The organism is Arthrobacter sp. B0316-5-4 (assembly GCF_059090325.1).
The window spans coordinates 783,344-796,365 of the sequence record NZ_JBNHFN010000001.1; the positions used below are offsets into that span (position 1 = coordinate 783,344).

Sequence of the window (13,022 nt, forward strand, 5' to 3'; positions counted from 1 at the left end):
GGTCACCAGCTCGCGCCGGGGTGTTCGCGGGCGAGGACCTGCATCTCGGCAAGGATGTATCCCAGGAACTCGGAGTGCTTGCCACGTCGGCCGCCGCCCAGGGACTGCGGAACGCCGGGGATCTCGAGCTCAGCTTCGGCCATGATTTCGCCGGTCAGCCGGTCGAACGCTGCGCGAAGGCTGGACGGCTGAACAGCGACGCCGGCCTCGGCGAGACGCGTGGTGAGCTCGTCGTCTTCGAAAATCTCGTCGACGTACGGCCATACAAGCTTGAAACCCTGGATGATCCTTTTCCGGGACTCGTCCGTGCCGCCGGCCAGGCGCAGCACCCACTGGGCGCTGTGGTCGCGGTGGTAATCCACTTCCTTGACGGCCTTCGCGGAGATGGCTGCGAGGGTGGGGTCGGTTGATGCGGCGAGCGCCGTGTAGAGCTCAAACTGGTAGTAGCTCACGATGAACTGGCGGGCGATGGTTACCGCGAAGTCACCGTTGGGCTGCTCGAAAAGGTGCGCCGAGCGGAACTCGTGCTCGCGGCGGAAGTAGGCGAGATCGTCCTCGGACTTGCCCCAGGCAGCGCCAGCGTAGGTCAGGAATGAACGCGCGTGCCCCAACTGGTCCAAGGCGATGTTGCCCAGTGCGATGTCTTCCTCCAGCTCAGGTGCACGGGAAATCCAGTGCCCCAAACGCTGGGCGAGGATCAGGCCGTCGTCGCCGATCCGAAGGGCGTACTCGGCGACGTCCTCGCTGGGCTTGACCTGGCCCTTTTTGATCTCCAGGGCGATGTCCTCGGGGCGCAGTGCGTTGCCCGGGGTAATGCGGGTGGCACTGGCCGAACCGTCGCCTGATGCGCCGGCTCCGTGGACACCGACGGAAATGTCGCCGTGGCCCTCGATGACGAAGTCAGTGGTCTCTGGGGTGCTCACAGGTGCTTCACGCCTTCGCTCTTGGTGTAGTACGTCGCGTGGCGGTAGTCCTTGCCCTGCGGGGACTCGAAGAAGGAACCCTTGGAGTCCGGATCGCTGGAGGAAATCGCCTCGGCCGGGACAACCCAGATGGAGACGCCCTCGTTGCGGCGCGTGTAGAGATCACGTGCGTTCCGGAGGGCCATGGCCGCGTCCGGGGCATGCAAAGAGCCAGCGTGGACGTGGGACAGGCCTCGGCTGGAGCGCACAAAGACCTCCCAGAGCGACCAAGGTGATTCCTGGTGCTCCTCCGTGGTGGCCGCTACCTTGGGGGCCTCGCGGTTGATTTCGCTGGCGGCGCTGCCAGGTGCTTCGGGATTTCCGTGGGGAGCCATTATGCTGCGTTCTCTTTCTGTGCTTGCTTGCGGGCGTAGGCCACAGCGGCTTCGCGAACCCAGGCACCGTTTTCGTGTGCCTCGCGGCGGCGCTCTACGCGCTGCGAGTTGCAGGGACCGCGGCCGGCCAGGACTTCCTTGAACTCGTTCCAGTCCAGGGGTCCGTGCTCCCACTTCTTGGTTTCTTCGTTGAAACGGATGTCCTTGTCAGGCAGCGTCAGGCCGAGGACCCGGACCTGCTCCACCATCATGCCGACGAACCGGCTGCGCAGCTCGTCATTGCTGAAGCGCTTGATGTTCCAGGCCATGGATTGCTTGGAGTTGGGCGAATCCTCATCCGGCGGGCCGAACATCATCAGCGACGGCGCGTACCAGCGGTTCACTGCGTCCTGGGCCATCTGCTTCTGCGCAGGAGTGCCGTTGGAGAGCTCAAGCAGGATCTCGAAACCCTGGCGCTGGTGGAATGATTCTTCCTTGCAGATGCGCACCATTGCGCGACCATAAGGACCGTACGAGGCGCGGCACAGGGGCACCTGGTTGCAGATGGCAGCACCATCAACAAGCCATCCGATGGCTCCCATGTCAGCCCAGGAAATCGTGGGGTAGTTGAAGATGGACGAGTACCGGGCCTTCCCGGCGATGAGGTCTTCCATCATCTGGTCCCGGGACTGGCCCAGGGTCTCGGCGGCCGAGTACAGGTACAGGCCGTGGCCGGCTTCGTCCTGGACCTTGGCCATGAGGATGGACTTGCGCTTCAGGCTCGGCGCCCTGGTGATCCAGTTGGCTTCCGGCTGCATGCCAATGATTTCCGAGTGTGCGTGCTGCGAGATCTGGCGCAGCAAAGTCTTGCGGTAAGCCGCCGGCATCCAGTCGCGCGGTTCGATGCGCGAGTCCTCCGAAATGATGCGATCAAAATATGCCTGTCCGGCTGCCTCCCGCTCCTGCTCTTCCGGGGACAGCTCAGCGGGCACTGACTGCAGATTCTGCGATGCCATGGTTGCTCCTAATAAATTACCGACCGTTCGTTCAGAATATGCGGAGCGGGTGTTTTCAGTCAAGCTTTTCGGGCGGTGGCACAGATTCACCCACGCCTCACTTTCCGTTCATGACGGGCCACAACAGTGGACTACATGACTGACTTCACGCGCCGCACCCTCGTCAAAACCTCCCTCGCAGGACTCACACTGGCAGGCCTGGCCAGCGGGACAGCCCCCGCCCACGCCGCCATACCCCTGGTCCGCAAACGGCTCACGCTCCCCACCGGCATAGCCACCGGCGACGTCACCACCGACTCCGCCGTCCTCTGGTCCCGCGCCTCCGGCCCAGGCCGTATGACGGCTACCATCCAAGCCGTGGACAACGCAGGCGAAATCCTCCGCGGACGCTACGGCTTCAGCCGCACAATTCGAGGTCCACTGGCCACCGAGGCCAGCGACTTCACCGCCAAGATCCAAGCCAACGGCCTCCCCGCAGGAACCCGGTTCGCCCTGGAACTTGGTTTTGAAGACGAAAACGGGTCCAGCGAGACAGTCCGGGGTACGTTCAGCACGGCGCCCGGTTCAGTCAACGGCAAGAACGACGGCGGCACTGAAGACGCCCGCGGAGGCGGCAGTCCGTCGTCGTCCTCCCAAACGTTCGTGTGGACCGGTGATACCGCCGGCCAGGGCTGGGGCATCAACGAAGACCTCGGCGGCATGCGCGGATACAAAGCCATGCACGCCACCAGGCCGGATTTCTTCATCCACTCCGGCGACACCATCTACGCCGACGGTCCCATCGCCGCCACGGTGACCGAAAAGGACGGCCAGGTCTGGCGGAACATCGTCACCGAGGAAGTGTCCAAAGTGGCCGAAACCCTGCAGGAATACCGCGGCCGTCACCGCTACAACTCGATGGACGCCAACATGCGCGCCATGTTCGCGGAGGTCCCCGTGATCGCGCAATGGGACGACCACGAAACCCACAACAACTGGTACCCGGGCCAGATCCTGGACGACGCCCGCTACACCGAACGGAACGTCAACACCCTCGCCGCCCGGGGCCGTCAGGCATGGCAGGAGAACATGCCGATCGCCGACGCCGCCGCGCTCTGGCGACCCGGGAAGTTCGACGCCGGCCAGTACCAGCCCGCGCGCATCTACCGCAAGATCCCCCGCGGCCCGCAACTGGACATCTTCTGCCTGGACATGCGCACCTTCAAGTCCCCCAACACCGACGGCATGGAGCCATACACCACCAACATCCTGGGCCAGGAGCAAGTGGACTGGCTGATCAAGGAGGTCCGCAAATCCAAGGCCACATGGAAAGTCATTGCGGCCGACCTGCCACTGGGCATCATCGTCCCTGACGGCGCCGTGAACCAGGAAAGCCTGTCCAACCGCGACAACGGGGCGCCGCTGGGCCGCGAGCTGGAGATCGCCGGAGTGCTCTCGGCTTTCAAGAAATCCGGCGTGAAGAACACCGTATGGCTGACCGCGGACGTGCACTACTGCGCAGCGCACCACTACTCCCCCGAGCGCGCGTCCTTCACGGATTTCGACCCGTTCTGGGAGTTCGTGGCCGGTCCCATCAACGCGGGCTCGTTCGGGCCGAATGACATGGACGGGACGTTTGGTCCGGAGGTCGTTTTCTCGAAGGCCGGGCGCTTTGCCGGCGAATCACCGCGCGACGGCGAGAACCAGTACTTCGGGCACGGCGAACTCGCTTCCGACGGCACCTTAACTGTGAGCCTCCGCAACGCCCTCGGCGCGGTGCTTTATTCGAAGGCCCTCACCCCGCAGCGCTGACCCAACTGAGTCGCATTTGTGCGCGTTATGTAGCGTCAAAACGCGCTTAACTGCTACTTAGTTGGGTCTGCACGGCGTATGCTCTCCTCAGCGCAGAGGCAGGACGCGTTGTTCGCTTTTGGTGGGGCCACTTTCGAAGGCAGGGGTTCAGTGGCAGGAGTGAAGCACGGGGTTCTTCCGGAGCGCTCGGTCGGGCGGCAGGGATGGCCACTCTTTTTGGTGCCCGTCGCTTTGTGTTTGGTACTGCTGGCTGTCGGTTTGGCCAGCGGAGCAGGAACGACGACGGCGCAACTCGCCGGCGATTTGGCGATCCTTCTCGCTGCACTCACTGCGCTGACCACCCACGCCCGCGCCGTACTGAACAAGCGCGGCAACTCTGTGGGCCGGTGGTTTGTAGTCGCCGGGTTGGCCCTCTGGTCGGTCGGCCAAGCCGTGTGGACCGTCAACGGCATCACGCTCAACCACGAATACCCCTTCCCTTCCTTCGCCGACATCGGCTTTGTCTGGTACGCGCTCCCGGTTTCCGTTGGCTTGGTGCTGCTGCTCCGCGGCCAGGGGCTGCGGCTCCCCCTGCGCCGGACCATCCTGGACGCCGGCGTCGTGGCCAGTTCCACTTTCTTCATCGCCTGGAGTTCGGTGCTCGGGCCCCTGGCCGCCGACAAGGACCAGGACGCTTTTGCCCATGCGACGCAGATGGCCTATCCCATCGCAGACGTCTTCATGGTCTCAATAGTGATCGTCCTGACCATGCGGGCCGCCCGCGGACGAAGGCTGCCTTGGCTGAGCATGGGACTCGGCTTCTGGATCCTCGCCATCACCGACCTGGCCTACATGCGCTTCACCCTCGAAGGCATCACAGGTGTCACCGGATCGCCCCTGGCTCTGGGATGGGTGCTCGCCTTCCTGCTGGTAGGGCTTAGCCCGCTGCTCCCCGAAGCCGGCAGCACGCGGAAGGACGGACGCGCCTACGCTGCGGCCCTGGAACTCCTCCCCTACCTGCCCGTTTTCAGCGCCGTGTTCTTCTCCCGCAGCCGCCCCATCGGCCAGGACCCCATCCTGCTGGTCACCGGCCTGGTGGTGGTGGTTTTCGTGATCGTGCGGCAGGTGCTGATCGTCGTCGAAAATGTGACCCTGACCCGCGACCTTGAGACGAAGGTGGCCCAGCGCACGGCGGAACTCGAGGGGCTCGGCGCGATCGTCAACTCCTCAGGCGACGCCATCATTGGCGAGACGCCCGACGGAGTGATCACCAGCTGGAACCCTGGCGCCGAACGGATTTTCGGCTATCCAGCCTCGGAAGCACTCGGAAAGAAGGGCGACTTCTTCGTTCCTCAGCACCTGATGGAAACAGAGCGCCTGGCCTTGGAAAACACAGCGCGAAGCGGCGAGGTGCACAACTACGAATCCCTCCGTCTCCGCGGAGACGGCGCCACCATCCCCGTCTCCGTGACACTGTCCCCCATCCGCAGCGAATCAGGCATCCGGGGCGTCGCAACCATCTCACGGGACATCACCGAACGCCGGGCCGCCGAAGCCGAACTGCTCGCCGCACGCGAAGCCGCACTCGAAGCCAGCCGACTCAAGTCAGAGTTCCTGGCCACCATGAGCCACGAAATCCGGACCCCCCTCAACGCCGTCATCGGGCTGACCTCCCTGATGATGGACACACCCCTCAGCGAGGGCCAGCGGCAGTACGCCCAAGGCGTCAAAGGCGCCGGCGAGGTCCTCCTGACCCTCATCAACGACATCCTGGACTTCTCCAAGTTGGAAGCGGGGAAGGTGGACCTGGACGTGAACGCGTTCGACCCGCGGGCCTTGGTGGACGAAGTGGCTGGCCTTGTCGCAGAAGCCGCGCAGGCCAAGGACCTGGAACTCATCTCCTATTGCCACCCCGCAGTCCCGGAGCGACTCATGGGCGACGCCGGCCGCATCCGGCAAATACTGGTGAACCTCGCCTCCAACGCCGTGAAGTTCACACCCGCCGGTGAAGTTGAAATACAGGTCTCAGTCCTCAACGAAGACAAGCACAAGGCCTCCCTCCGCTTCGAGGTCCGCGACACAGGAATAGGCATCAGCGCCGAGGACCATCACAAACTCTTCGAATCCTTCGCACAGGCGGACGCCTCCACCACGCGACGCTACGGTGGTACCGGCCTGGGCCTTGCCATCTCACGCCGGCTCACGGAGGTCATGGGCGGCGAAATCGGCCTGGACAGCGAGCCCGGAAACGGCAGCAAATTCTGGTTCGTGCTGGACCTCCCCATCGGGCCCCCGGCCTCAGACACCGCTGCCCTGCCTGCCTCGCTCTCGGGACGTAGGGTGCTGGTGGTCGACGACAATGCAACCAACCGCCTGGTACTGGAAACCCAGCTGGCCAGCTGGGGGATGCTGCCCGTTGCCGTCCCCGATGCCGCAAGCGCCATGCGCGAATACCGCTCCGCCAAGTCAGCCGCTGAACCCTACGACATCGCCGTGGTGGACATGTGCATGCCCGACACCGATGGACTGGAACTTGCACGACAAATAAACCACGAAAGCAACGGCTCGGGCGGCCCCGGCATCATCCTGCTGACCTCCACCATGATGGTGGACCGGGAAGACCTCGTCTCGGCCGGCATCCGGGAATACCTCACCAAACCAGTGCGCAGTTCCGAGTTCTACAACAGGATCCTACGGCTCATGTCCACCCGGACAATCGGCGCGCCTCCAGCGGCTGCCCCCTCAACTCCGCCGGCATCACCCACGCCGGCGCACCGGGCCGGCAGGCTCCTGGTCGCAGAAGACAACCAAGTCAACCAACTCGTGGCACGCGGCATGGCCAACCGGCTCGGCTACGACGTGGACATCGTCGAAGACGGAGCCCAAGCCGTCGCAGCGGCGCTCACCGGTGCCTACGCCGCAGTCCTCATGGACTGCCACATGCCGGTCATGGACGGCTTCGACGCAACCAAGGCCATCCGCTCACGCAACGGCCACGCTTCCCGGATCCCCATCATCGCCATGACGGCCGGGGCCCTGAACGAAGACCGCGAACGCTGCTTCGCCGCCGGCATGGACGACTACGTCAGCAAACCCGTAGACCTGGCCACCTTGCGTGAAGTACTCGGACGCTGGGTACCGGAGGGCGACGCGCCACAGGCGGCGGCAGCTCCGCCGTCGAAGGCTGTTGTCCTGGATGAGCAACGGCTGCAGATCCTCCGCGACCTCGGACCAGCGGACGGTCTGGGCTTGTTGCCCGACGCGGTCAAGGCTTTCCGGGAGGACGCCCAAGGTGCCGTTGAAAAGCTCCAAGCCGGACTGGATGGTGGGCAAGCCGCTGCCGTGGAGGAAGCCGCCCACAAACTTGCCGGCGCTGCAGCCAACATAGGCGCGGTCGGTGCAGCGGACCTTTGCAGGAACCTGGAGCGGCTCGGGCGCGAAGCAGGCCCGGACTTCGCCGTTACCGGGCCAGGATTGCTCGTCGAACTCCGAGCGGAACTTGCCCGGGTGGATGATGCCCTCGGGCGCACACTATTGGGAGCGCCATGAAAGTACTGATCGCCGACGACGACCAGATCTCCCGGATGATCACCAAGGCCGCCGTCGAGCAGTCAGGCCACGAATGCATCGTGGCCGTGGACGGCGACACAGCTTGGGAGCTCTACCAGGCGCACGCACCGGAGGCCGTGGTCACTGACCTGATGATGCCCGGACTGAACGGACTCGATCTGTGCAGGGCGATCCGTTCCTCCGAGGACGACAACTACACCTACGTGATCCTGGTGACCTCGCACGGATCACGGAAGGACGTGCTTGCTGGGATGGAAGCCGGGGCGGACGATTACGTGACCAAACCCCTGGACCCCTTCAACCTGCACATCCGGCTCCTCGCCGCCCAACGGATCACGTCCTTACACTCGGACCTGGCCAAGTACCGGACCGCCCTCAGCAACCAGGCCCGGACCGACCCGTTGACCAAGCTGCACAACAGGCTCAAGCTAACGGAGGACCTTGGCGAACTCCACAACCGCGGCGACCGCCCGCCCAGGGACTACTGCCTGGCCATGGTGGACGTGGACAACTTCAAGAGCTACAACGACATCTACGGGCACCAAGCCGGCGACGCCGCCCTGGTGGCCATCGCCTCCACCCTGGCGCGCGAAGTCCGGGAGTCGGACGGCGTCTACCGGTTCGGCGGTGAAGAATTCCTGCTGGTGCTGGGGGAACAGTCAGAGGAAACCGCAGCTGTCATCCTGGAACGGGTCCGCTCCGCCGTACACGACTTACGGATCGAACACTCGGGCGACCCCGACGGTGTCCTGACCATCAGCGCCGGAGTCTCTGCCTTCACCCACGGGCATCGCGCCGGCGCTGAGCAGCTCCTACGCGAAGCCGACCTCGCCCTGTATGCGGCCAAGGCCTCCGGCCGGAACCGTGTGACGCTGGCCAGCGCCCTCACCACCGACCGCTGATGACGCCGGGAACAAAGTACGTTTCCGGTTTCAAGGGGATCTCCCCATCGGGGAAGAGTGCATCCGCTTGCGTGGCATACTCCCTGATCCGGGGCGGCTTCGCGGACAGACCGTGGCCCCACGACCACGGCACGTAGCCCAGGCCTTTCATATGGCGTTCATCGGGTTGCTGGGTCAGGTCGTAGGGAAAATCTGAATACAGGACCAGGTTCTCCGGGTGGCCTTCGCCCAGCTCACGGGTCATGAGGTGATCTACGTGCTTGCCCACTCCGGCAGGGCAAAAGAGCAGCTCGGCTTGGGTTTGGGCCAGGAGGCCGGCGACGTCGGTGCGGAGCTCACGGATGAGCGACCGATCGCCCCTGGCTATCCGGCCCATGGCGATATCAAACCGGTACGTGGGGTAACGGTGGGTGAATTCGGGGAGGAGCCGTTCCCACGCACTGCTTCCCAGCCGTGGAGGCTTCCGCCGGCGCCGAAAGAGCGCATCGACTTCGCCCAAGTGGATGGCCTGGATGCCCATGCCTTCCAGGACGGCCCGGTCCTCCGCCTGCCTGGCCCCGTACAGTTGGGCCGCGTCGCCGATGGTGCATTGGCGCAGGAAGGAACGCGCAGCCCTGGTGTGCGGTTGATCCGTAGCCTCGGTAAAGATCGTTGCGACGATGATCTGGCGGCCCTGGGCTTGTGCCTCCATGAGCGCACCGCACGACAACACGGCATCATCCAGGTGGGGTGACAGGAACAACCACGGCGCATCGCCCTCCAACGAACGTTCGATCCTGGTTCTGTACGGCATTCAAGCCCTTTCATGGGTTGTGGGTTTGCGCTGATCCGTGTGGGTGCCACTGAGCGCTGCCAATGAGTCGTTGTAGGACTGGGCCTGCTTCTCAGCGAGTGCATCCCAGTTGTAGCCGGCTGCGAACTCCCGCCCGAGCGCGCCGGCTTCCTCCAGCCCTGGCTGGGCGTATCTGAGGGCGATTTCCTCCGCGAAGGCGTCCACATCGAAGGCTTCCACGAGCCACCCCGCGCCCCGCGGAACGATCTCCCGGAGGCAAGGGATATTGAAGGTGATGACAGGAGTTCCGGCGGCCAACGCATCAATAGCTACCAAACCGAACGTCTCATGGCGTGAAGGCACCACCACCAGCCGGGCATTGCTGAGGGCCTGGAACTTCTCCTCGCCGCTAAGCCACCCGAGCATCTTCACCCTGCTGTTGAGCCCGGCGTCGAGGATGGCCGCCCGAAGCCGGGCTTCGTCCGGGCCTGCACCCGCGATCAGCAAATTGCCGTCGACACGGTCGCAGCACTTGCTCCAGGCAGCCAAGAGAAGATCGAGGCCCTTATGCCCGTACTCCAGGCGCCCGATGAAGAGGACATCCGCGCCCAGGTGCGGCGCTGGTATCCACGCTGCAGGATCAACCCCGTTTCCGATCACGTCCACATGGAGCCCCGGGTTCATTCCGGTCAGGCGGTCCGCGATCCCCTGCGAAACGGAGATCAGGCGTCGGTGCTTCCGGACGCCCAGGCGTTCAACCCAATGCAACGGAAGTTTGTACTGTCGCGCTTTCTCCTCGGCATGCAACCACTGCACCACACCCACCGTGGGGCGAGCCGTCCACAACGGTGCGGCCATGGTGGAGAACGGTGCGAAGAAATCCTCCACTACCAAATCCGCCATGGCACGACGCCGACGAACCTCGAAAGGCAAGCGCGCCACGTACGTCAGCAGGCGGGCCAATCTGTTCCGCCCCGAACCGAAACCGATGGGTACATAGTGAACGCCGTCCTGGACCCGTTCCTGCCAGCCCGGGTAGCGGGTGGTCAACACTGTGACGTGGAAACCCCGCGCTGCAAGGCGGCGGTTGATCTCGTGGGTACGGACAGACCCCCCGCCCGCGCCAGGCATTCGCGGATCCTCGAAGCCCAAATGCAGAACCCTCATCATGACCTTTCTGTCCTGTCATCCCCGGAAGAAACCCCTATGCGGGCTTTGGGGAACCTCTCACAAAGTTCCACCACCATCACGGCCGCGCAGATAGCACCAGCTACAGCGGCCGCATAAGCGGTCTGTTCAGTCAACGTTCCCTGAACTGCGAAACAGGCGCCCGCTGCCCCTACGGCCAGAACTCCCAGTCCGACGAGGCGTCGCCCCGGTTGGTGGCTGAAGCACAAAAGCACGCCAGCCAAAGAGAAGAGGACCAGCAACATCGGGCCCGTACAGCCGTACCCGGTCATCGTGGCCGTGGTCCGGGGCACTCCTTCGGCCGACAAACCTGTGGCATAGCCGTGGGCTGCCACCACCAGGAAGTAGTCCGCGTACAGCACCAAGGCAAAGCCAACCACCACAACCGCCTGGCGCCACGGAAGCGTCCGCTTCCACACTGTCGCTACGATCACGGGGGCCACGGCCCATATGAAGGACACGTCCAGGCAGATGATGGAATATCCCAACAGAACCCCTGCTGCCGCTGGCCTCACGAAAGACTCCCACCCCGCGGAGACGTCACTGGCAGTGGGATCTGTACCTGTACCTGTACCTGTACCTGTATCTGGACCGGGGCCTGTGAGGAGCAACAGCGCCGCGAGCGCCGCCACCATCCCTGACGTCTCAAGGAACTCTTGATGACCGATGCGCAAGATCAGGGGTTCGAAGGCCACCAACGCGGCAGCCAGCCACGCAGCAGCACGTGTCGCCAGTCTTCGGACCACCAGGAAACACAGACCCACGGCCACGGCGCCCAACACCGCGTTGAGTAAGCGCAATTGGAGTGCCGCGTCCATGGCCCCGCCGGACAGGATTGCGGCCACGGTTGCGGTTCCGGTCCCTGTTCCTGTTCCGGTCCCGGTCCCGGTCCCGGGCAGGCCAGGCTCAGGGATCAACTCACGGACAGCGAATGCTGCGGCAACCACCACGACAAATGCGGTCAAGTTGCCTGCGAGCGCCCGGGCGGCCCCCGTGGACCGTGTTTTCACTATGGAGCGGCGGCCTGCGGAACGGGCGTGATCGCCGGCCGGACGACGTCGGGCAATCCTGAAGTCGTTCCTGTGTGGCAACAGGTTTTGTTGGTGGGCGAGGACCGCGACTCCGCTGATGCCCGCCAGACCGAGCCACAGCAGGGGCTGCAGGTAGGAAGCAGCTGCCAAAAGCACGATCAGGCCTAAGCCCAGGACCATGAACTGCCCGGCACCCTTTCCTGGACGGGCTTCCATCAACACGGGCCGAGCCAAAACCACCAGGACCACTCCTGACAGGACCGCCCCGGCCGCTGAGCCCACCGCCAGGCCAGTGACGGCATCCCACTGCCATCCGGCCCACAGTCCACCCACCACCAGGAGACACGAACATGCCAGGCCAAGCTGGCAACGCCTGTAAGCACGCATGGCCAGGAGGATCGTGGACAAGACCATCAGGACTGCATAGCCAAGACCCGAGGCTGCCAGCCACGGCAGGAGCTGAAGGGAACCGTGATATTTCGGTGGAACTATCACGCCCGCCATGATGGGTGGGGCGGTGGCGATGATGGCGAAAGCGACAACGACGAGCTGCCCAAAGGAGGCAAACGACGCACGTAATACCTCCCCAGTCTTGATCCCGGGGGTACGCAGCAGGGGAAATGCCACTAAAGCCGTTCCAGCCGCCACGTAGACGGGCCCTTTGGCGATGGTGGCCAGCGCCTGGAATCCTGCTGCCGCGGCGGACCCGTTATCCAGGAAGCCAACAACGACGACGTCGACGCCCACCAGAACGGAAACGACGCACAATACGGAGGCGATATCGCTGGTTTCGGCCCATCGCCACTTGTCCAGCAGGACCCGTGGCCGCCAACGGAGGTCCCGGTAGAACGACCGTGGCACAACCAACGGCGCAAGGCACGCCACAACGAAGCCCAGGACCGCTCCCCCGGCACCCCAGGCCATCACGATCACCAGCAGGCTGAAAAGCAATCTGAGGACGACCTCGCCGATGGTGGACGCCGCGTACCAGGTGAAGCGAAGCTCGCCCTGCAACCATCCGGCGGGCGCATTAACAATGAAGATGGCCAAGGCCGCCAGGGCCACTGCGGCTGCCAGGGCAGGTGTCGCCAACGCCAGGGTGACGGCCCCGGTGACGACCGCGGCCAGCATGCCTGCCAGGAACGAAACGAAGACCGAGAACGCCACTCCGTTCTGCCGTTCCCGGGAACCTTCCGGGTGTACGGCGACCACGTGCGACAAGGGCAGCGGAACCAGAGCATTGGCAACGATTCCCACCACACCCAGGATCATGGCCGCCGCGGCGAACATTGTGTAGTCGGCAGTTCCCAGCATGTTGGCCATCAGAAGGGTGCAGGCATAGCTCACCACACCCACAACCCCCGCAGAGACGGCCAGGAAGCCGCTGTTCTCGGCGATTTTTACGTCGTCAGCCGGCGCACTCTCCCGACGTTCGGCCCTTGGCCTCGCGCGTACGGCAGTGACCGGTCTTTCCAGGGACACCTCCACGTATGGACC

9 protein-coding genes are annotated in these 13,022 nt (G+C 64.3%); 3 read left to right on the forward strand and 6 right to left on the reverse strand.

Annotated features, from left to right (window positions below; all coding sequences use genetic code 11):
- Nucleotides 1-2: 2 nt before the first annotated feature.
- From paaC to paaA, 3 genes are read right to left on the reverse strand one after another with little or no spacing between them, the layout of a single operon-like run.
- Nucleotides 3-923: a 1,2-phenylacetyl-CoA epoxidase subunit PaaC gene (paaC, locus tag AC5RU9_RS03590; RefSeq protein WP_494015351.1), complete on the reverse strand. Its 921-nt coding sequence runs from the start codon at nt 921-923 to the stop codon at nt 3-5.
- Nucleotides 920-1,297 carry a 1,2-phenylacetyl-CoA epoxidase subunit PaaB gene (gene paaB / locus AC5RU9_RS03595; protein WP_144650647.1) on the reverse strand — a complete coding sequence of 126 codons (378 nt, stop codon included), beginning with the start codon at nt 1,295-1,297 and terminating at the stop codon, nt 920-922. Before paaB ends, paaC begins: the two co-directional genes overlap by 4 nt.
- Complete coding sequence (gene paaA / locus AC5RU9_RS03600) at nt 1,297-2,292, reverse strand: 1,2-phenylacetyl-CoA epoxidase subunit PaaA (protein WP_211711931.1); 996 nt, start codon at nt 2,290-2,292, stop codon at nt 1,297-1,299. Before paaA ends, paaB begins: the two co-directional genes overlap by 1 nt.
- A gap of 135 nt (nt 2,293-2,427) precedes the next feature.
- Between paaA and AC5RU9_RS03605 the strand changes: the two genes are divergently transcribed.
- The 3 genes from AC5RU9_RS03605 to AC5RU9_RS03615 all read left to right on the forward strand — a co-directional run bounded on the left by AC5RU9_RS03605 (nt 2,428) and on the right by AC5RU9_RS03615 (nt 8,534).
- Nucleotides 2,428-4,083 carry an alkaline phosphatase D family protein gene (locus AC5RU9_RS03605; protein WP_494015352.1) on the forward strand — a complete coding sequence of 552 codons (1,656 nt, stop codon included), beginning with the start codon at nt 2,428-2,430 and terminating at the stop codon, nt 4,081-4,083.
- Nucleotides 4,084-4,302: 219 nt separating this feature from the next.
- Nucleotides 4,303-7,611 carry a hybrid sensor histidine kinase/response regulator gene (locus tag AC5RU9_RS03610; RefSeq protein ID WP_494015353.1) on the forward strand — a complete coding sequence of 1,103 codons (3,309 nt, stop codon included), beginning with the start codon at nt 4,303-4,305 and terminating at the stop codon, nt 7,609-7,611.
- Entirely contained in the window at nt 7,608-8,534 is a 927-nt protein-coding gene (locus tag AC5RU9_RS03615; protein WP_494015354.1) for a GGDEF domain-containing protein, read from the forward strand. Before AC5RU9_RS03610 ends, AC5RU9_RS03615 begins: the two co-directional genes overlap by 4 nt.
- On the opposite strand, the gene AC5RU9_RS03620 is transcribed toward AC5RU9_RS03615, so the two are convergent.
- Genes AC5RU9_RS03620 through AC5RU9_RS03630 form a run of 3 tightly spaced genes read right to left on the reverse strand, consistent with a single transcriptional unit; the run spans nt 8,518 to nt 13,007 of the window.
- Nucleotides 8,518-9,327 carry a PIG-L deacetylase family protein gene (locus AC5RU9_RS03620; RefSeq protein WP_494015355.1) on the reverse strand — a complete coding sequence of 270 codons (810 nt, stop codon included), beginning with the start codon at nt 9,325-9,327 and terminating at the stop codon, nt 8,518-8,520. The two genes, AC5RU9_RS03615 and AC5RU9_RS03620, sit on opposite strands and share 17 nt — an antisense overlap.
- Nucleotides 9,328-10,437 carry a glycosyltransferase family 4 protein gene (locus tag AC5RU9_RS03625; protein WP_494015356.1) on the reverse strand — a complete coding sequence of 370 codons (1,110 nt, stop codon included), beginning with the start codon at nt 10,435-10,437 and terminating at the stop codon, nt 9,328-9,330. It abuts the gene before it with no gap.
- Between the two features lie 35 nt (nt 10,438-10,472).
- A complete protein-coding gene (locus AC5RU9_RS03630; RefSeq protein ID WP_494015357.1) occupies nt 10,473-13,007 on the reverse strand; it encodes a lipopolysaccharide biosynthesis protein in 2,535 nt (844 codons plus the stop codon).
- Between the last annotated feature and the right edge of the window lie 15 nt (nt 13,008-13,022).